This window comes from Corallococcus sicarius (genome assembly GCF_003611735.1).
In the GTDB taxonomy this organism is placed as follows: domain Bacteria; phylum Myxococcota; class Myxococcia; order Myxococcales; family Myxococcaceae; genus Corallococcus; species Corallococcus sicarius.
In genome coordinates, this window is the sequence record NZ_RAWG01000001.1 from 122,540 (window position 1) to 144,596 (window position 22,057).

A 22,057-nucleotide genomic window follows, 5' to 3' on the forward strand; every position below is an offset into this window, starting at 1 on the left:
TGACGGCGGATGAGCGCCTGCAGGCCGCGCTCCAGCGCCGACACGTCCAGCTCCCCCTCCAGCCGGACGGCGGCGGGGATGTTGTAGGAGGCGCTTCCCGGCTCGAACTGATCGATGAACCACAGCCGCTGCTGCGCGAACGACACCGGCGCCGCGCCCTCCCAGTGTCGGGCGACCAGCGGCGGTCGCACGTCCGACGTCGCTCCGCGCCGGGCATCGTCGATCCGCGCCGCCAGGTCCACGACGGTGGGCGCTTCGAAGAGGGCCCGCAGCGGCAGCTCCACGCCGAAGGTGGTGCGGATGCGCGAGATGGCCTGCGTCGCCAGCAGCGAGTGGCCGCCCAGCTCGAAGAAGTCGTCCCGCGCGCCCACCCTCGCGACGCCCAGCACGCGCGCCCACTCGCCCGCGAGCACCTCCTCCGTCGGCGTCCTCGGTGCCACGTACGCGCCCGAGACCTCCACGCCTGCGTCTTTCGGCTCCGGCAGGGCCTTGCGGTCCACCTTGCCGTTGGCGGTAAGCGGCATCGCCGGCAACACGACGAAGGCCGACGGCACCATGTACTCCGGCACCTGGGCCTTCATCGCCGCGCGCACGCGGGCCACGTCCAGGTGGTCGCCCACCACGTATGCGACCAGCCGCTTCGTGCCCGAGCCCTCGCCGCGCGCCATCACCACGTTCTCGCGGACGCCCTCGCAGCGGCCCAGCGCCGCCTCCACTTCCGCCAGCTCCACGCGGAAGCCCCGCACCTTCACCTGCGTGTCGCCGCGCCCCAGGAACTCCAGCACGCCGTCCGCGCGCCACCGCGCCAGGTCGCCCGTGCGGTACATGCGGCTGCCAGCAGGGCCGAAGGGATTGGGGAGGAACGCCGCCGCCGTCAGCTCCGGCCGGCCCAGGTAGCCGCGCGCCAGACCGTCACCCGCCGCGTACAGCTCGCCCGCCGCGCCCACGGGCACCGGCTGCCCGCGCCCGTCCAGCACGTACACCTGCGTGTCGCCAATGGGCCGGCCAATGGGCACCGCCACGCCCACGTCCTCCACCGTCCGCATCCGGTGGCAGCTGGTGAAGAGCGTGCCCTCCGTCGGCCCGTAGCAGGCCGTCACCGTCACGCCCAACACCTCCAGCGCCCGCTTCACGTGCGGCGCCGACACCACGTCGCCACCCGTGAGCAGCTGCTTCACCCCGCGCAACCCTTCCAGGTTGCCGTCCACCATCTGCGTGAAGAGGCCCGCCGTCAGGTGCAGCACCGTCACGCCATGGCGCTTCAGCACCCCTTCCAGCGCCTTCACATCTCCCACCGGCACCGGCGGGTACACCACCAGTCGCGCGCCGTTCAGCAGCGGGCCCCAGACCTCCAGCGTCGACGCGTCGAAGGACACGGGCGCGATCAGCAGGAACGCATCGCCCTCGCCCAGACGCGCGTAGTTGGTGTCCAGCACCGTGCGCAGCACACCCGAGTGCACCGTGCACACGCCCTTCGGCTTGCCCGTGCTCCCCGACGTGAAGTCCACGTACGCGAGGTTGCTCCCGCCCACACCCGCTGCAGGCGTGTGCGTCGGCTGACGGGACAGCTCCTCCCGCACCTCCTCCACGCGCACCACGTCCAGCCCGTCCACCGGCAACCGCTCGCCCAACGCGCGCGTCGTCACCAGCACGCGCGGCGCCGCATCCATGAGCATGGAGGCCAGCCGCTCGCGCGGGTAGTCCGCCTCCAGCGGCACGTACGCCCCGCCGGCCTTGAGGATGCCCAGCAGCGCGACCACCAGTTCCACGCCGCGCTCCAGGCACAGCGCCACCCGCGACTCCGGGCCCACGCCTCGTGCCCGCAGCAGGTGCGCCAACTGGTTCGCCCGCGCATCCAGCTGCGCGTACGTCAGCTTCTCGTCACCCGCCTCCAGCGCCACCGCCTCCGGACGCCTCGCGACCTGCGCGGAGAAGATGTCCCCGATGCTCGCCTCGCGCGGGTACACCGAGGCCGTCTGGTTCCAGGCCACCAGGACGCGCTGCTTCTCCTCGGCGGACAGCACGTCCACCGCCGCGACGCGCCCCTGCTCTGACGCCACCAGTCCTTCCAGCGCCAGCTGCCACTGTCCCAGCAGCCGCTCGATGCCTTCCGCTTCGAAGCGCGGCAGGTCGTACGCCAGCTTCAGCGACAGCTCCGGGCCCGGGATGGCCGAGGCCGTCAGCGGATAGTTGCTGCGCTCGACGCCGTGCACGTCCCGGATGCCCAGCGGGTTGCCCTGCGCCGCGAGCGACACGTCCAACGGGTAGTTCTCGAAGACGAAGAGGCTCTGGAACAGCGGCGTGCCGCGCGGCACCTGACTGAAGCCCTGCACCCGCACCAGCGAGTCGTGCTCGTACGGACGCGACTCCGTGTAACGCGCCTGAAGGTCCTGGAGCCACCGGATCACCGGGGCTTCGGCCGGCACGCGCATGCGCACGGGCACGGTGTTGATGAACAGGCCTGGAGCGTCCTCCACGCCCGGAAGGTCCGTGGGCCTTCCCGACACGGTGACGCCGAAGACGACCTCCGACTCTCCGCTGTGGCGTGACAACACCAGGGCCCACGCCGCCTGCACCAGCGTGTTCAGCGTGAGCTGCTGACGCCGCGCGAAGGACTGGAGCGCGGCGGTGGTCTCCGACGAAATGGTGAGCGAGCGCTCCCCATGGCCTTCCGGCACGAGCGTCGACGCTCCAGCGTGCGTGTCACCCGGAAGCGGCGTCGGGGCGTGGATGCCGGCGAACTCCGCGCGCCAGAACGCTTCCGAGCGCTCCGGAGCCTGCTGTCCCAGCCACGCGATGTAGTCGCGGTAGTCCGCGCCCGCGGGCCCCTTGGGCAACACGCGGCCCTGCACCCGCGCCTGGTAGAGCGCGAAGACCTGCTTGAGCAGCAGGGCCATGCTCCAGCCGTCGAGCACCGTGTGGTGGAAGCTCCAGACGAACCGGTGGACGTTCGTGTCCAGGCGCACCAGCGCGATGCGCAGCAAGGGGCCCTCCGCGAGATCGAAGCCCCGGGCGCGGTCCTCCTCCAGGAAGGTGTTCAACTGCTGCCGCTGCGCCTCTTCTGGCTGGTCCCGCCAGTCGAGCTCCCGCCAGGGCAGCGCCGAGTGACGGCGCACCACCTGCAACGGAGCCTCCAGCCCCTCCCAGAGGAACGTCGTGCGCAGCACCGCGTGGCGCACCACCAGTTCCTCCCACGCACGCCGCAGGGCCTGCGTGTCCAGGGCGGCGTGGAAGTCCCAGGAGAGCTGCTCGAAGTACACGCCCGACTTCGGCGCCAGCAGCGCGTGGAAGAGCATGCCCTGCTGCATCGGCGACAGCGGGTAGATGTCCTCGAAGTCGTCCACCTTCGACTGCACGTGCGCGAGCGAGCGTGCATCCAGCTTCGCCAGCGGGAAGTCGGCCGGCGTGTACTTCGACGCGTCCGGCGTCTGACGCCCCGTCACCAGCGTCCGCAATGCTTCGGTGTACGCCCGCGCCAGCGCTTCCACCGTGGCCCGCGTGTGCAGTGCTTCGCTGTACGTCCACGTCACTTCCAGCCGGCCGCCCACCACCAGCCCATTCACCTCCAGCACGTGGCTTCGCTGCCCGCCCTGCCCCATCGCCGGGCCCGAGGACTCCTTCGCCAGCGTGAAGCCGCCCGCGCCATTCGCCAGCGCGTCGAACTGCCCCAGGTAGTTGAAGGCCACCTGCGACTTCGGCGCCCCCTTCAGCTTCGCCACCACCGCCGCGGGGCCCTGGTAGCGCAGCAGGCCGTAGCCCACGCCCTTGCCCGGCACCTGCCGCAGCGTGTCCCGCACCGCCCGCAGCGTGTCTCCGGGCGTGCCTGCGCCCGGCACGTCCAGCACCACCGGGTACAGCGAGGTGAACCAGCCCACCGTGCGCGTCACGTCCACGTCCGCGAAGAGCTCCTCACGCCCGTGGCCTTCCACGTCCACCCGCACCTGCGCCTGGCCCGTCCACTGCGTCAGCACCCGCGCCAGCGCCGCCACCAGCACTTCATTCACGCTGGCCCGGTACGCCGCTGGCACTTCCTGGAGCAGCACGCGCGTCTCTTCCGCGTCCAGCCCCACCACCACGCCGCGCGCGGACGCCACGGTGTTCTCGCCCGCCGTGTCCACGGGCAGCGCGGGCACTTCCTGCGCCTGCGAGAGCCACCACGCCGCTTCCTTCTCCAGCTCCGGCCCGCGCGCGTACGTCTCCAGCTTGCGCGCCCAGGCCTGGAAGGACGTCGTCTTGGGCGGCAACTCCACCGCGCGGCCCTCTCGCCGCTGCGTGTACGCCGTGCCCAGGTCCTCCAGCAGCACCCGCCACGACACGCCGTCCACCACCAGGTGGTGCACCACCAGCAGCAGCCGTGACGTCCGGCCCGCGCCGCGCTCCATCAACAGCGCGCGCAGCAGCAGGCCCTCTTCCAGAGACAGGCTCGCCTGGGTCCGCGCCACCGCATCCGCGAGCGCCCGGGCCTGCTCCGCTTCGGACAGCGCGGACAGCTCCACCTGCTGCAACACCCGCGACTTCCGCAGGCCGGTGTCGTGCTGCGTCCAACCTGAAGCGCCGCGCACGTAGCGCATCCGCAGCGCGTCATGGTGCGCCACCAGCGCTTGCAGTGCCTCTTCCAGCCGCTCCGCCTCCACCCCTTCCTTCGCCTCCAGCAACACCGCCTGGTTGAAGTGGTGCGCCTGCGGCAGCTCCTTCTCGAAGAACCAACGCTGGATCGGCGTCAGGGGCACTTCGCCTTCCACCACGCCCTGCTCTCCAACCGCCCCGCGCCCTTCCTCCACCACCTTCGCCAGCTGCTCCACCGTCGGGTGCTGGAACAGCTGCTTCGGCGTCACCTTCAGGCCCGCCTGTCCCGCCTTCGCCACCACCTGGATGCTCAGGATGGAGTCGCCGCCCAGCGCGAAGAAGTTCTCGCGCACGCCCACGCGCTCGACCCCGAGCACCCGCGCCCAGACTCCCGCCAGCGTGGCTTCCGTCCGTGTCCTCGGCGCTTCGTAGGACTCAACGGCTTGCGTGCTCGCTTCCGGCGCGGGCAGGGCCTTGCGGTCCACCTTGCCGTTGGACGACAGGGGCAGCGCCTCCAGGACGACGAAGGTCGCGGGCACCATGTACTCCGGCAGCCTCGCCTTCAGCTCCGCGCGCAGCTCGTCCGCCGACACCCGCGCGTCGGCCTGGCCCACGACGTACGCCACCAGTCGCTTGATGCCCGGCGAGTCCTCGCGCACCACCACCACGCTCTCGCGGACGCCCTTGCACTGGCCCAGCGCGGCTTCGACTTCGCCCAGCTCGATGCGGAAGCCTCGCACCTTCACCTGGAAGTCCAGGCGGCCCAGGTACTCGATGCTCCCATCCGCCAGGATGCGGGCTTGATCTCCCGTGCGGTACAGCCGCGTCCCGGGGGCCCCGTGCGGGTCGGGCACGAAGCGCTCGGCCGTCAGCGACGGGCGGCCCAGATAGCCACGGCCCACCTGCACACCGCCGATGTACAGCTCGCCCGCGAGCCCCACCGGCACCGGCTCCAGGGCCGCGTCCAGGATGAGGATCCGCGTGTTCGCCACCGGCCGGCCAATGGGCACGCTGCGGCGCCCGTCGTCGCGCTCGCACGCCCAGAAGGTCACGTCCACCGCGGCCTCCGTGGGGCCGTAGAGGTTGTGCAGCGGCACGCCCAGCCGCTCCAGGCAGCGGTCCTTCAACTCCAGCGGCAAAGCCTCGCCACTGCACACCACGCGCCGCAGCGCCGTGCAGCGCTCCAGCCCCGGCTCCTCCAGGAACACCTGGAGCATCGACGGCACGAAGTGCAGCGTCGTGACGCTCTCGCGCGCCATCACGTCCACCAGGTAGGCGGCGTCCTGATGCCCCCCGGGCCGCGCGACCAGCAGCCGCGCCCCGGTGATGAGCGGCCAGAAGAACTCCCACACCGACACGTCGAAGCTGAAGGGCGTCTTCTGCAACACGACGTCCTGGGGCTCCAGCCCGTAGGCCTCCTGCATCCAGAGCAGCCGGTTGCAGATGCCCGCGTGCGTGTTCATCGCGCCCTTCGGGCGGCCCGTGCTGCCCGACGTGTAGATGACGTACGCCAGGTGCTCCGGCCCGACGCCCGACACCACCGGATCCGCGGACGACCGCTCCACGTGGACCCAATCCGAGTCCAGGCACACCACGGGCGTGGCCCCCACGCGGAGCACGTCCACCAGGTGCTGCTGCGTGAGCAGCACCGCCACCGCCGAGTCCTCCACCTGGTACGACAGACGCTCGGCCGGTGCCGACGGGTCGATGGGCACGTACGCGCCGCCCGCCTTGAGCACGCCCAGGAGCGCGAGCACCATCTCCAGCGAACGCTCCGCGCAGACGCCGACGCGCACCTCGGGCCCCACGCCGCGCTCCCGCAGGTAGCGCGCGAGCTGGTTCGCCCTGGCATCCAGCTCCCGGTACGTGAGCCGCAAGCCCTCGAAGTCGACCGCCACCGCGTCCGGCGTGCGCGCGACCTGGGCCTCCACCAGCCCGTGCAGCGTGACGTCCGTGGGGTAGTCGCGCTGCGTGGCGTTCCAGTCCACCAGCAGCAGGTGACGCTCCGCGCCCGACATCAGCGGCAGCGACTTCACCCGCGTCTCCGGATGGGCCACGGCCGCCGTCAGGAGCACGTCCAGGTGCTCCGCCCACCGCGCCGCCGTCGCCGCGTCGAAGAGGTCGGTGTTGTACTCCAGCGTGCCCGTGAAGCCGGAGGCCGCGTCGGTGAGCGACAGCTTCAGGTCGAACTGCGCGCCCGCGCCCTCCTCCTCCAGGATCCGCAGCGACAGCCCCGGCAGGCGCAGCTCCGGCAGCGGATCCTCCTGGAGCGCCAGCATCACCTGGAACAGCGGTGAACGGCTCAGGTCGCGCTGGGGCTGCAACGCGTCCACCAGCTTCTCGAACGGCACCGCCTGATGCGCGTACGCGCCCAGCGTCGTCTCGCGCACCTGCTGGAGCAACTCCCTGAACGACGGGTCGTCACCCAGCCGCGCCCGCAGCACGAGCGTGTTCACGAACAGGCCGATGAGCCCTTCCAGCTCCGCGCGATCCCGCCCCGCGACCGGCGTGCCCACGAGCACGTCGTCCTGTCCCGCATGGCGCGCCAGCAACACCTGCCACGCCGCCAGCAGCACCATGAAGGGCGTCACGCCCTCGCGCCGGGCCAGCGCACGCACGGCCTCCGTCAGCCCGGGAGACAGGTGCACCGGGAGCGTCGCACCGGCAGCGGACTGGACCACCGGACGCGGCCGGTCCGTCGGCAGCGCGAGCACGTGCGGGGCGCCTTCGAGCTTCGCGCGCCACCACGCGAGCTGCGCCTCCAGCGGCTCCCCCTGGAGCCACGCCCGCTGCCACGCCGCATGGTCCGCGGGCTGGAGCGGCAGCGGCGGCAGCGGCGACGCGTGCCCCGACACGAAGGCCTCGTAGAGCGCGGCCACTTCCCGCACCAGCACCAGCATGGAGCCGCCGTCGGAGACGACGTGGTGCATCGTGAGCAGCAGCACGTGGCGCGTGGGCGCGCACTTCAGGAGCGTGAGGCGCAGCAGCGGTCCGCGCGCCAGGTCGAAGGGACGACGCGCCTCCTCCGCCATCAGGCGCCGCACCTCCGGCTCCACGTCTTCCCGCGCGGACAGATCACGCCCCACGAGCGGCACCGGGGACGGCGCGGCCACGACCTGGAACGGCTGCCCTTCCGGCGCCACCAGCGTCGTGCGCAGCGACTCATGCCGCTGCACCAGCGCATCGAACGCGCGCTCCAGCGCGTGCACGTCCAACGCGCCGTCCAGCTCCACCGCCACGGGGATGTGGTACGCGGGATTGCCCGGCTCCAGCTGCTCCAGGAACCACAGGCGCTGCTGCGCGAAGGACGGCACCAGCGCGCCCTCGCGGGGCACCGCATGCAGCGCGGGCGCATGCACCCCGGCCTGCCCCAGACGGAGGGCATCGATGCGCGCCGCCAGGGCCTCCAGCGTGGACGCGTCGAACAGCTCGCGCACGGGCAGCTCGACCTGGAACGCGGCCCGGACCGCGGAGGACAACCGCGTGGCCAGCAGCGAATGGCCGCCGAGCGCGAAGAAGTCGTCGTGCAGCCCCACCGACTCCACGCGCAGCAGCTGGCTCCACAGCCCCGCGAGCAGCACCTCCGTGGGCGTGCCCGGGGCCACGAAGCCGTGCTCCGCGCGCGGTGCCTCTGGTGCTGGCAGCGCGGCACGGTCCACCTTGCCGTTGGGCGTGAGCGGCAGCGCGTCCAGCACCATCACCGTGGACGGCACCATCGACTCCGGCAACAGGCGCCGTGCGTGCTCCCGCAGCGCGGACTCCACCAGCGTCTGTCCGGGCCGGGCGACCACGTAGGCCACCAGCCGCGCATCGCCCGGCACGTCCTCGCGCGCGACGACCACCGAGGCCGCCACGCCCGCGTGCTGCCCCAGGACGGACTCCACCTCGCCCGGCTCGATGCGGAAGCCCCGCACCTTCACCTGGTGATCCACGCGGCCCAGGAACTCCAACGTCCCGTCCGTCCGCCACCGCGCGCGATCTCCCGTGCGGTACAGCCGCGCTCCCGGCGTCCCACCGAATGCATCCGGTACGAAGCGCTCCGCTGTCAGATCCGCGCGCCCCAGGTAGCCGCGCACCACGCCCTCGCCCCCGATGAACAGCTCGCCGGGAACGCCCATGGGCACCGGACGCAGGTGCGCGTCCAACAGGTGCAGGCCCGTGTTGGCCAGCGGCCGTCCCAACGACACCGTTCCGGAGCGCTCCGACTCCACGCGGTGCGTCGAGGACCACACCGTCGTCTCGGTGGGCCCGTACATGTTGAGCAATACTGGAACGCGTGCCCGCAAGCGTGCCGCGAGCGCACCGGGAAGTGCTTCACCGCCCACCAGCAGCTGCCCCAGCCCGCCGAGCGCCTCCAGCGCGCGAGGTTCCTCCGCGAGCGCGCGCGCATACGACGGCGTGCATTGCAGGTGCGTGGCCGCGTGGCGCTCCAGCGTCTGGGCGAGCGCGACGGGCTCCAGGCCCACCGGCGCGAGCACCACCTGGAAGCCGCGCGTCCACGTCCAGAGCAGCTCCAGCACGGAGATGTCGAACGAGATGCTCGTCACCGCGAGCCACGTGCCCGCGCGCGGGGACACGTGCGCATCCATCGCGCGGAAGAAGTTCATCACCGTCCGGTGCGGCACCAGCACGCCCTTGGGACGGCCCGTCGAACCCGACGTGTAGAGCACGTACGCGAGCGTCCCCGCGTCCGTCTGCCGGGGCGCCGCGTCCGGGAAGTCCCCCGCCGGCAGCGCGCCCGCGTCCTGCTCCGCTTCCAGGACGAGCCGCTGTGCCTCCGGCACGGGCAGCACACCGTCCAGGTGGCGCGGTCCCACCAGCACCCGCGCGCCCGAGTCCTGCCACATCTGCGCCAGCCGCTCCGGCGGGTACCCGGGGTCCAGGGGCAGGTAGGCCGCGCCCGCCTCCAGGATGCCCAGCAGCCCCACCGCCAGCTCCACGGAGCGCTCCACGCACAGGCCCACCACGGACTCCGGGCCCACGCCCCGCGCGCGCAGCTCCCTCGCCACGGCCCGCGCCCGCTGCCGCAGCTCGCGGTACGTCAGCCGGGTATCCCCGACGATGAGCGCCACGGCCTCAGGCGTGCGGAGGACCTGCGCCGCGAAGAGCGACGCGAGGGTGGCGTCCGCCGGGAAGTCGGTGACGGGCCCCTGGGCCAGCGTCAGCAGGTGCTTCGCCTCGGCCGCGTCCAGCAGCGGCAGCGCGTCCACCCGGCGCGAAGGATCCGCGACCGCGGCCTGGAGCAGCACGCGCAGGTGTCCGGCCAGCCGGGCCACGGAGTCCGCGTCGAACAGGTCGGTGGCGTACTCCAGCCAGCCCTCCAGGCCCTTCGTGGACTCGGAGAGCGACAGCGTCAGGTCGAACATCGCCGTGCCGGTGTGGACGTCCAAGAGGCGCGACTGGAGGCCCGGCAGCATGGGCGCCCCCACCTGCGCGCCCTGCAGGATGAACATCACCTGGAACAGCGGCGTGTGGCCCCGCTCGCGCGCGGGCTGGAGCGCTTCCACCAGCTTCTCGAAGGGCACGTCCTGGTGCGCGTACGCCCCCAGCGCCGTCTCCCGCACGCGGCCCAGCAGCTGCTGGAACGTGGGCGCGCCGGACAGCCGGGTGCGCATCACCAGCGTGTTGACGAAGAAGCCCACCAGCCCCTGGAACTCCGCGCGATCCCGCCCCGCGATGGCGGTGCCCACGCTGACGTCGTCCTGCCCCGAGTGGCGCGCGAGCACGGCCTGGAAGCCCGCGAGCAGCACCATGAAGGGCGTCACGCCTTCACGCACCGCCAGCGTGCGCACCGAGTCCGTCAACGCCCGGTCCAGCGCCACCGGCAGGCGCTCACCGCGCGCCTCGCGCACGACGGGACGCGGCCGATCCGTGGGCAGCTCCAGCAGCCGGGGCGCTCCCTTGAGCTGCTGCTTCCAGTACGTCAGCCGTGCGTCCAGCGCGGGCCCGGTGAGCCCTTCGCGCTGCCAGTCGGCGTAGTCGGCATAGCGCAGCGGCAGCTCGGGCAGCGACGTCGGCCGGCCCTCGCGCAGCGCCGCGTAGAGCGCGGACACCTCGCGCACCAGCACCGCCATGGACGTGCCGTCCGACACCGCGTGGTGCATCACCAGCACCAGCACGTGCGTGCGCGGCTCCAACGTCAGCAGCGTGGCGCGCACCAGCGGCCCTCGCGCCAGGTCGAACGGACGGCGGGCCTCCTCGTGCGCCCGCAATGACGCGGCGGCCTCCCGCTCCGACTCCGGCAGGGATTCAAACGACACGCGCTCCAACGGCAGCGCCGCATGCGGGGCGACGACCTGGAGCGGCCGTCCATCCTCCGCGCGGAAGGTGGTCCGCAGCGCCTCATGCCGCTCGGCGAGCGCGGCGAGGCTCTCCTCCAGCGCCACCACGTCCAACGCCCCTTCCAGCCGCACCGCCGCGGGGAGGTTGTAGGCCACGTCACCCTGCGCGTACTGATCCAGGAACCACAACCGCGCCTGCGCGAAGGACACCTCGCGGTCGCCCTTCACATCCAGGCGTCGCGGCGCGGTGCGCCCCGGCCCCTGCGCCTCCCGCAGCGCGACCAACTGCCGCGCCAGGGACGCGATGCTCGGTCCCTGGAGCATCACCTCCATGGGCACCGTCAGGCCCGTGCCCGTCGTCACCTCGTGCGCCAGCTCCACCGCCGCCAGCGAGTCCAGGCCGTAGCGCGTCACCGGCGCCTGGAGATCCAACTCCTCCCGGCGCACGCGCAGGTGCCGGGCCACCACGTCGCGCAGCCACGCCTCCAGCGCCTCCGCCGTCTCGGCGCCCGCCTTCGTCACCGGCGCCACGGTGCCCACGGCGGTCGCGGGGGCCTTCGACGCAGGGCTGGAGCCCGGGCCCGAGGGCGGCTCGGGTGACGGCTCGGGCGGGGACTCCTTCCAGGCCATCACCTCCTGCAGCGCGCCGGTGAGGAAGGCGGTGCGGCACGCGTGCCGCTGCACCTTGCCGCTGGACGTCTTGGGCAGGCTCCCGGGCTCGATGAGCACCACCGCGTGCGCCTGCACCTCGTGCAGCTCCGCCAGCCGCTGCCGGATGCTGCCAATGGCCGCGTCCGCCGCCTCGAACTGCTGGCGCAGGCCACCCAGCCGGCGCACGTCGATCTCCTGCACGACGACCGCGCGCTCCTCGCCGCCCACGTCCACCGCGAACACCGCGCCGTTGCCGGGGCGCAGCGCGGGGTGGCCCACCTCCAGCGTCGCCTCCAGGTCCTGGGGGTAGTGGTTGCGACCGCGCAGGATGATCAGGTCCTTGCGCCGCCCGGTGACGTACAGCTCGCCGTCAGGGCGCAGGAAGCCCAGGTCCCCCGTGCGCAGGTAGGGCAGCGAGTCCTCGCGGGTGATGCGCGCCTGGAACGTGTCCTGGGTCGCGTCCTCGCGGCCCCAGTAGCCCCTGGCCACGCTCGGGCCGGACACCCAGATCTCCCCCACCTCACCCGGGGCGCGCCGCTCGCGCGTGTCCGGATCCACGATGGCGATGCGCTGCTCCAGCAGCGTCTGGCCGCAGCCCACCAGCGTCCGGGCGCCGGGCGCGTTCGCGTCCACCTCCTCCGCGCGGTGCCGCTCCAGCGCGCTGCCCGACAACGTCACCGACAGCGGCGGCGCCGACTTCTGGCCTCCGGAGACGATGAGCGTCCCCTCCGCCAGCCCGTAGCAGGGATAGAACGCCTCGCGCCGGAAGCCGCTCGGACCGAACGCCTCCAGGAAGCGCTCCAGCGTCTCCGGCCGGATGGGCTCCGCGCCGCAGAAGGCGACCTCCCAGCGGCTCAAGTCCAACGCCTGCCGCTGCTCCGGCGTGCTCTTGCGCACGCAGAGGTCGAACGCGAAGTTGGGGCCTCCGCTGATGGTGCCGCCAAAGCGGCTCACGGCCTCCAGCCACGCGATGGGCCGCTTGAGGAAGCTCAGGGGCGACATCAGCGCCGCGTGGAAGCCCCCGTAGAGCGGCTCCAGGATGCCGCCGATGAGCCCCATGTCGTGGTACGGCGGCAGCCAGATGATGCCCACGCTGTCCGTCCGCGCCTGGAAGGCGTGGTGGATGAGCTCCAGGTTGTGCAGCAGGTTCCCGTGCGTGAGCATCACGCCCTTGGGCGTGCCCGTGGAGCCGGACGTGTACTGGAGGAACGCCAGCGAGTCCGCCGTCAGCTCCGGCGCCTTCCAGGACACCGCGGCGTCCGCGGGCAGCGCGTCCGTCGCCACCCACTTCACGTCCCGCAGCTCCGGCGCCTGCTCGAAGAGGAACTCCGCCATCGACAGCACGAACGACGTCGTCAACACCACCGTCGCGCGCGCGTCCTGGATGATGGCCCGCAGCCTGGGCAGCGTGCGCTCCAGCCGCGACGGATCCGGCGGATACGCAGGCACCGCCACCGCCCCCGCGGCGAGGCACCCGAAGAAACCCGCCACGTACTCCAGCCCGGGCGGATAGAGCAGCACCACCCGCTCCCCCGGGCCTCCGTGCGCCTGCAACGCGGCGCCAATCGCCCGCGCCCGCTCGCGCAGCCCCGCGAACGTCAGCACCGCCTCCTCGCCGTCCTCCAGGAACGTGAAGAGCCGCGCCTCCGCCCCCTGCCCGGCCCTCGCGTCGAGCAGGTCCAGCAACGTGGCATAGGACGACGCGTGGCTCGCCAAAAGCATGGTGGACTTCCTCGAGATGGCTGGCGGTGCGCGGCCTGAACCGGGGGGGACCGGGCTGCGCACAAGGGCCGGATTGTATCCGCAAACAAACCCAGCGAGAAATGTGACGCCTGCGCTTCTTGCTTTTCTCTGGAAATCTGTATGGGAACCCGGAACAGCCCCGCATTCCCCGGACAGGGCTGTAAAAAAACCCTCCTGTAGCCCCGGAATCTGGGAAGCCCCGGCCCGCACGCCGGGTGTTAGCGCCTTGAAGTCACCCGGAGAATCATCAACATTGGCGGGACGCGAGCGCCTCCGGAGGAAGCCGGATGCCTGCTCCTCCTCAACGGCAGCCCCTGCCCTTCTCCCGCGCGAGCGCCCCATGTACCTGAAGCCCGATGTCGCCATCGAGCCGCTGTTCAACCAGTGGTACGTCTGGTGGTACCTGCTGTCGCCCGCGACGGCGCCCCTCTACGTGTCGCGCCTGCACCTGAAGTTGATGCAGTCGTTCGTCGCGAACCCGGACGTGCACGTCGCCGCGCTCCAGAACCCGGCGCTGATGGGCGGCCCCTTCATCAACCACCCCGTCTCGCGCGTGGGGGACGTGAAGGCGCTGCTCGAGCGCACCACGAAGGACCACGCGGACATGCTGGCCTACACCAAGGCCCTGGCGGACCTGGAGCAGCTGCTCGCCAGCTCCAAGGGTGAGTCCCTGGAGCCGCTCTACGCGAAGGTGCCGGATCAGCTGCGCGGCTACGTGGAGCTGACGTACGACCTGGCCCACCGCGCCAACGCCCGCATCCTGGAGCCCCTGCTCTACCGCAGCAGCCTCTACAAGGAGTCGTCGCAGAGCATTTCGCTGATGCGCGTCACCGGCGACTCGCGCAAGTACGTCTTCAGCACCCCGCGGCTCGAGGGCGACACGCCGCTGTGGCTCCAGGTGCCGTTCCGCCACGAGGGCATCGACGCGCTCTTCCGCATGCGTCACACGTCGGGCAACCCCGGCCAGGTGGCGGAGATGCTGGGCGTGCCGAGCTCCGCGGCGGCCGCGTTCGCGGACCTCTTCACGGAAGAGGCCCCGCGCAAGCCGGAGCCCTACACCGGCCCGGGCGTGCGCGTGCGCTACTTCGGCCACGCGTGCGTGCTGATGGAGACGCGCGAGGTGTCCGTCCTCACCGACCCCGTCATCAGCTACGAGTTCCCCACGGAGCAGACGCGCTTCACGCACGCCGACCTGCCGGAGAAGATTGACTACGTCCTCATCACCCACGGCCACGCCGACCACCTGATGATGGAGACGCTGCTGCAATTGCGTCACCGCATCGGCACCATCGTCGTGCCGCGCGCCAACGCGTTCTCGCTGGCGGATCCGTCGCTGCGCCTGATGCTGGAGAAGACGGGCTTCCGCAACGTGGTGGAGATCGACGACCTGCAGGAGATCCGCATCCCCGGCGGTTCGCTGATGGGCATCCCCTTCATCGGCGAGCACAGCGACCTGAGCGTGCAGGCGAAGACGGCGCACCTCGTGCGCCTGGGCGGCCGCTCCATGCTGATGGCCGCGGACTCCAACGCGCTGGAGCCCCGGATGTACCAGCACCTGACGGAGCTCGTCGGGGACCTGGACGCGCTCTACCTGGGCATGGAGTGCGAGGGCGGCCCGATGAGCTGGATGTACGGCCCGCTGCTCAGCCAGCCCCTGCCGCGCAAGATGGACCAGTCGCGCCGGCTCAACGGCTCCGACTCCGCGCGCGCCACGGAGATCCTCAACCACCTGAAGCCGAAGGAGACCTTCGTCTACGCCATGGGCCAGGAGCCCTGGCTGCGCCACGTCATGGTGCTCCAGTACGACGAAACAGCGCCGCAGATGATCGAGTCGAACAAGTTCATCGAGGTCTGCCGTGGCCGAAACATTCCGGCGTCTCGGCCCTTCCTCCGGATGGAGCGCGTGCTGGAGTAGCAGGTGACCCGGTAGGCCGTCCGCGCACCGGTTATCCGGGAGGGCGGGTTTTGCTATGGATGCGTCCCCATGGCTCCCCGTCCTCCCACGACCCGTCCCGTGCTGCGAGCGGTGTTGAACGCCGCGGTGGCGTTCTTCCTCATGCTGCGCAACCTGGTGGTGTTGGCGTTCGACATCTTCCGCTGGCTGCGGCTGCGCTACGTGTGGCTGAAGCCCCGTCCGACGGACATCTACATCTCCACCGCGCCCAAGGCAGGGACGACGTGGATGCAGCAGATCGTCTACCAGCTGCTCACGCGCGGCCGGGGTGAGTACGAGCACATCCTCCAGGTGGCGCCCATGGTGGACATGGTGGCGCTGCTGCCCCACGGAGAGCGGCTGCTGGACGGGCTGGCGGAGCCGCGCATCCTGAAGACGCACCTGGCCTACTGGGCCCTGCGTGCGCCCAAGAACTGCCGCATCATCTACGTCACGCGCTCCGCCGCGGACAGCCTGCTGTCCCGCTACCACCACAACTGTTTGATGACCGGAACGCAGCTGGACTTCGACGGCTTCTTCCGCCAGCACATGGGCGTCAACGAGTGGGGCAAGCACCTGGCCTCGTGGTGGCCGCACCGCAACGACCCCAACGTGCTGCACCTGCGCTATGCGGACCTCATCGCGGACCGCGAGTCGTGCCTGCGCCGCATTGGCGCCTTCCTGGGCGTCCCCGTGCAGGACGAGGACCTGCCGCTCCTGATGGAGAAGACGAGCTTCGAGCACATGAAGCAGAACGACTTCCGCTTCGACCCGCGGCTGACGCTGTACGAGCCGTTGGCCCCGGGCCGGGGCTTCGTCTTCAAGGGCGGCATGGGCCGCGGCAAGCAGGCCATGAAGCCGGAGCAGCAGGCCCAGCTGGACACACGCGTCAACAGCATGCGCCAGAAGATGGGCATCAGCGACGACGCGCTCTGAAACGCGCGCGCGACGGCTTCAGCGCTTGCGGCGCTGGAGCCTTCGCAGCCCCGCGAGCAGCGCTTCTCCATCCGGTGTGCCCAGGCCGGTGCACGCGTTCCACAGGGCGCCCTCGCTTGCGAACCACGCGCCGTTGCCGCCCTGGGTGATGCGATTGAGGACGGGCGCTCCTTCGCTGATCAGCGCGTAGAGGCGGGGGTGGAGGAAGCCCACGCGCTGGCCCAGGGCCTCGTTGAGGCGGACGATGAGCGCGGCCCACATGGGCGCGGCGGCGCTCGTGCCCGCGGCCACTCCGGACTGACCCTTGAAGTAGATCTGGTAGCCGGTGTGCAGGTCGGCGTTGGCCGCGACGTCGGGCACGCCGCGCCCGGGGGTGCGCGACACCACCTTGAACACGCCGTTCTCCCACGACGTCGTCACGCACTCGGGCACGTTCATGCCCCGCTGGTACAGGGGCAGCGCGTTCATGGTGCTCACCCCGCCGCTGCTCGCGCCGGCTGCTACCGCCGGGCCCCGGGGGCTCATGCACATGGACTCGCCCAGCCGGTTCCACACGCGCTCGTGGTGGATGGTGTCGCCCCTGCCTTCGAGCGTCGTGCCGCCGCAGCCCAGCACCAGCGCGCTCGCGGCGGGGTAGCTCGTCGCCGCCACCGTAATGGCACCCGTAGGTGAGCCGCCCTCGGTGGGCACCTGCGAGCCCAGGTCACCGGAGGCCGCGCACACGGTGATGCCCAGGAGCGCCGCCTCGCGGAAGAGCCGTTCGAAGGCCGCCTCCTCGCCCTTCTGGATGAGCGACCCTTCGTAGAAGGACCAGCTGGTGGTGAGCACCGACGGCCGGTTCACCCGGTCGCTGATGGCCGTGGCGAGGATGCGGTGGTAGTCGTGCAGCGAGTAGTCCCTGGAGCCCGCGTTGTAGACGACGACGCGCGCCTTCGGACACGTCGCGGCCACCAGCTCCACGTCCATGGTGACCTCCGCGTTGGACGCGACGCTGAAGCCCGGCGTGTTGGGCCCCACGTCCACCGGTGCCTCCCGCTTCACGCCCAGCTCCGCGAGGTAGGCCGTCAGGTCCGACGCCTTGTAGCCCCCGGCGAGTTCGATGATGCCCACGCACTGGCCCTCGCCCTGCGTCGCGGGATAGCGATAGAGGCGCGCCACCTCCTCGGGCGTGTACGAGCGCAGGCCCGCCTGCGCCGCCTGCTTCGCGGGCACGGGCAGGGACGCCGCGCTGTGGGTGACGAGCGGGCGCGTGTCCAGGCCGAACACCCACTCCACCACGTCGCGCAGGGAGCGCGGCAGCGAGACGGGCTTCGTGTGGCTGAGGAACGACACCTTGCCGTGCTGGAAGCGCTTCAGGTCCACGCCGAAGGCCTTCTGGAGCGAGGCCGGCTTCCCCGCGAGCCGCACGTGGCCCCGGTCGCGCTGCACGGAGGTGACGCTCAGGTCGTGCGCCTTCGCGAAGCGCTTCACCGTGGCCAGGTCCTTCTTCGACGTGCCGTACTTCTCCTCGAACTCCTCGTGCGTGAGCGGACGGCGCGGTGGCTCCGCGCACAGCGCCTCCACCGTCGGCAGCGGCGCGCCGTGGCGCAGCACCAGGGTGACCTCCACGGTGCCGGTGGGGGTACGGCTGCGGATGGGAGGGCGCGCGGGGATGGGCGAGACACGCTCGCTGTGCAGGAGGGAGATGGGGGCCATGGGTGGCTTTCTACCACGCACGCCCTGGCCGCCTCCCGCGCACCCACGGTCATATCCAGCGCCGCGCGCCCCGGGTAGGCTCGCCCGCCTGCTCATGAACCGAGTCCTCCGCATCAAGCCCCACCTGCGCGTCGAGGTGCTCGATGCGCGACGCGTCTTCCTCGTCGGTGAGCGCTCCCACTTCCTCCTGGAGGGGGCGCTGCACGCGCGCATCGTGCCCCTGCTGGATGGCGAGCGCACCGTGGCCCAGGTCATCAGCGCGCTGGAGGGACAGGCCTCCGCGCCAGAGGTGCTCTACGCGCTGTCGCTCCTGGAGGAGCGCGGCCACGTGGAGGAAGCGGAGGACGTGTTCGACGCGGAGGTCGCCGGGTTCTGGGAGTCGCTGGGCATCGACGCGGCGGTCGCGGCCGGACGGCTGCTGGACACGCCCGTCGCCGTGCGCGCCGTCGCGGGCGAGGACGTCGAGCGGCTGACGGACGCCCTGCGCGACACCGGCCTGGACGTGCGCGAAGAGGCGGACCGCCACGTCCTGCTGGTGGATGACTACCTGTCCCCAGAGGCACGGGAGCTCGCGCGGGCGGCCCGGAGCGCGGGCGTGACGTTCCTGCCGGTGAAGGTCACGGGCTCCGCGTGCCATGCGGGCCCCGTCGTCGTGCCCGGAGAGGGCGCGTGCTGGACGTGCCTCACGGAGGGGCTCTGGGGCAACCGCCCTGTCGAGCAGTACCTGGCGCGCAGGGGCGGACGGACGCACGCGCCCCGGCCGCCGCGCACCGGCCTGCCCACCACGGCGCAGGCGGGGCTGTCGTTCGCGGCGACCCTCGTCGCCCGGTGGGTGGTGGATGGAGACGTGGCGCGGCACGCGCGGCTGTGGACGCTCGACTTCGCCACCTGGAAGCTGGAGTCGCATGCCGTGACGCGCAGGCCGCAGTGTCCCGACTGCGGCGACCCGATGATGCTGGAAGCGCGTGCGCGGCAACCGCTGGTGCTGGCCTCTCGCCCCAAGCGCTTCACGGGGGATGGCGGCCACCGCATCCTCACGCCCGAGGAGACGTGGGAGCGCCACCGTCACCTCGTGAGCCCCGTGACGGGCGTGGTGAGCGACCTGCGCGCGGTGCCGGGGGACGCGCCGCTGGGCCACGTGCAGTCCGCCCTCTTCCGCGTGTGCCCGTGGACGGACGCGCCGGCCTCCGACGACTTCCACCGCGTGGCCAGCGGCAAGGGACGCACCGAGGCCCAGGCCCGCGCGGGCGCGCTGTGCGAGGCCCTGGAGCGCTACAGCGCCGTGTTCCACGGGGACGAGCCGCGCGTCCACGCCACCGCGTCATCACTGGGGCCCAGGGCCATCCACCCGGACGCGCTCCAGCACTTCAGCGCTGCCCAGTTCGGGAACCGGCCCGAGGGCCCGGGCCACCGGGATGCGCGCACCGCCGTGCCCCGGCCCTACGCGGATCAACCGATGGACTGGAGCCCGGCGTGGTCGCTCACGCACGGTGAGCACCGCTCCGTGCCCACGACGTTCGCGTACCTCTTCGCGCCGCCGCCCGCGGACGGGCCCTTCGCCCTCTTCAACTCCAACGGGAACGCGGCCGGCAACTGCGTGGAGGAGGCCATCCTCCAGGGCTTCCTGGAGCTGGTGGAGCGCGATGCGGTGGCGCTCTGGTGGTACAACCGCCTGCGCCGTCCGCGCGTGGACCTGGGCAGCTTCAACGAGCCGTGGTTCGCCTCCGTGGAAGCGCACTACCGGACGCTGGGCCTGCGGCTGTGGGTGCTCGACCTCACGCACGACCTGGGCATCCCGGTGTTCGTCGCGCTCGCGTGGTCTCCGGAGCGCGGCCGGGCCTGGGCCGGCTGCGGCAGCCACTTCGACGCGAAGCTCGCCGTGCAGCGCGCGCTCACGGAGGTGGCCCAGTGCTACGACCCGAAGGACCTGTCACCGTCGCCGTGGGACACCCGCGCGCACGCGGACCCCTCGTGGCTCCTTCCCGACGAGGCGGCCCCTCCACGCGTCCGGCTCGACTTCCCGCGCGTGGAGCACGATGACCTGCGGGACGACGTGATTGCCTGCGTCGAGCGCGCCGCGAGCGTGGGGCTGGAGACGCTGGTGGTGGACCAGGGGCGCCCGGAGGTGGGGCTGTCCGCGGTGAAGGTCATCGTGCCGGGCCTGCGACACTTCTGGCCCCGCCTCGGCCCTGGCCGGCTGTATGACGTGCCGGTGCGGATGGGGTGGTTGGCCGAACCCCTGACGGAAGCCCAGCTCAACCCCGTGCCCTTCTACTTCTGAGCACGCCATGACGCTGACGCCTTCGCCCAAGCCCCGCATCCTGCTCGTCCAGTGCGGCCCGGACCGACGCCACGTCGACCGGGAGACGGAGGATTTCGATCCCGAGCGGGGCCTCGTGAAGCGCGCGACGATGACGCCGCTGGCCTGCGCGACGCTCGCGGCGCTCACGCCCGACACCTTCACCGTGGACATCTGGGATGAGGAGCTGCACGGGCAGCTGCGCGTGGACACGCCCGTGGGCGACTACGACATCGTCGGCGTGTCGGTGATGTACTCCGCGCTCACGTATCAGGCCCGCTTCCTGGGCGGCTTCTTCCGCGACCGGGGCGCCACCGTCGTCGCGGGCGGGCCCGCCGTGTCCGCCGCGCCGGAGGACTACCGCGGCTTCTTCGACGCGCTCTTCGTCAACGAGGCCGAGCGCACCTGGCCGCGCTTCCTTTCGGATTACCTCCAGGGCGAGTACGCGCCCGAGTACCGGCAGATCGACAAGCCCGCCCTGAGCGAGAGCCCGCCGCCGCGCTGGGACGGCATCGCGGCCGACTTCCCGCGCTACGCCTGGGGCTCCGTGCAGACGACGCGCGGCTGCCCGTTCGACTGCTCGTTCTGCGACGTCATCTACCTGTACGGCCGCAAGCAGCGGCACAAGCCGGTGGCCCAGGTGCTGGAGGAGGTCCGGCGCCACGCGGTGCTGGGCGCGGAGGGCGTCTTCTTCGCGGACGACGAGTTCATCGGGGACGCGGGCTACGCGAAGGAGGTGCTCGCGGGGCTGGTGCCCTTGAACCGCGCCCTGCCCCGCCCGCTGCGCTTCTTCACCCAGGTGACGATGAACCTGAGCCGCGACGCGCAGCTGATGGAAGGCATGGCGGACGCCAACTTCTACACCGTCGTGCTCGGCATCGAGTCGTTCGATCCCGCCGCGCTCAAGGAGGCGCAGAAGCACCAGAACGTGCGCGCGGACTTGATGGGCGACCTGCTGCGGATTCAAGCGCACGGCATCGGGCCCCGGGGCAGCTTCATCGTCGGGTTCGACCACGACACGCCCGCCGTCTTCGACTCGCTGCACGCCAACATCCAGCGCTCGCACCTGCCGTGGGTGGTGGTGGCGCCCCTCCAGGCCCCGCGCGGCACGAAGCTGTGGACGCGGCTGCGCGCGGAGGGCCGGCTCGCCACGCCGCGCAAGGCGCTGTCGAGAGATCGGGGCGCCATCTCGCTCAACGTGATGCCCCTGGGGATGACGCGGCCCCAGTTGCTCGAGGGCTTCCGCGATCTGGTGGAGCGGCTGTCCACCTGGGACGCGGCCTGTGAGCGCATCCGGGGCTTCATCTCCGGCATCCAGCGCTTCCCTCGCGTGGAGGAGCCCGCCTGGCCCGAGGCCATCACCGACCGCTTCCTGCGCGAGGCCACCGACGCCTGGGCCCTCACGTCCGCCGAGCGCGCGGTGTTGGGCGACACGCTCGCCGAGGTCCGCCGCACCGCGCCCACGATGCTGCCGCGCGCGGTGTTCTTCCTCGCGCGCAACCAGAACGAGCGCCGGCGTCACGAGCGCCTCTTCACCGACTTCGACGCAGTGCTGGCCGCCGAACGCCTGGGCGACTTCATCCCGGACACGCAGCCCGTCTACGTCCCGGCCACCTTCGCCACGGCGATGCGCGACGTGTTCCCGGACCTGTACGTGCGGCTGAGCCGCGACCTGCCCGACCGCCGCGACGTGCCCGAGGCGTCACGCGACGTGCTGGTGGACTTCGTCTCCCGCTGGGGCGAGGGCTTCCAGGCGCTCCAGCCGCAACACCACGAGTTCCTGCGCGAGTTGTGCGACGCTGCGGTGGCGGCCCGGGGCGGACACCCCGGGGCACTCGCGGCCCTCCAGGCCGACGACGAGCAGGCGCTGCGCACCCAGGCCCGCCGCACGGGCCTGCTGGAAGCGCTGCTCAAGGACGTGCGCGACGAGCTCGCGAGTTGGGGACGGTGAGC

6 protein-coding genes (1 of these 6 only partly in view) are annotated in these 22,057 nt (G+C 71.9%); 4 read left to right on the top strand and 2 right to left on the bottom strand.

Translation table 11 applies throughout. The features are described from left to right. Nucleotides 1-13,220: the 5' portion of a non-ribosomal peptide synthase/polyketide synthase gene (locus D7X12_RS00230; RefSeq protein ID WP_120623240.1), read on the bottom strand. It extends 10,828 nt beyond the left edge of the window; only the first 13,220 of its 24,048 coding nucleotides appear in the window; it begins with the start codon at nt 13,218-13,220; its stop codon lies beyond the left edge, outside the window. Nucleotides 13,221-13,581: 361 nt separating this feature from the next. On the opposite strand from D7X12_RS00230, the gene D7X12_RS00235 reads away from it, so the two are divergent. Continuing rightward, nucleotides 13,582-15,156, top strand: a complete 1,575-nt coding sequence (locus tag D7X12_RS00235) for an MBL fold metallo-hydrolase (RefSeq protein WP_120623241.1) — start codon at nt 13,582-13,584, stop codon at nt 15,154-15,156. A 69-nt stretch (nt 15,157-15,225) separates the two neighbouring features. Continuing rightward, complete coding sequence (locus D7X12_RS00240) at nt 15,226-16,110, top strand: sulfotransferase domain-containing protein (protein WP_120623242.1); 885 nt, start codon at nt 15,226-15,228, stop codon at nt 16,108-16,110. Nucleotides 16,111-16,128: 18 nt separating this feature from the next. Here the strand turns inward: D7X12_RS00240 and D7X12_RS00245 are convergent, their stop codons facing one another. Further along, on the bottom strand, nt 16,129-17,805 hold the full coding sequence (locus tag D7X12_RS00245; RefSeq protein WP_158619906.1) for a S53 family peptidase: 1,677 nt from the start codon (nt 17,803-17,805) through the stop codon (nt 16,129-16,131). A 94-nt stretch (nt 17,806-17,899) separates the two neighbouring features. Between D7X12_RS00245 and D7X12_RS00250 the strand changes: the two genes are divergently transcribed. After that, nucleotides 17,900-20,086, top strand: coding sequence for a TOMM precursor leader peptide-binding protein (locus tag D7X12_RS00250; protein WP_120623244.1), 2,187 nt, complete (start codon nt 17,900-17,902; stop codon nt 20,084-20,086). Between the two features lie 7 nt (nt 20,087-20,093). Then, nucleotides 20,094-22,055, top strand: a complete 1,962-nt coding sequence (locus tag D7X12_RS00255) for a B12-binding domain-containing radical SAM protein (protein ID WP_120623245.1) — start codon at nt 20,094-20,096, stop codon at nt 22,053-22,055. The last annotated feature ends 2 nt before the right edge of the window (nt 22,056-22,057 follow it).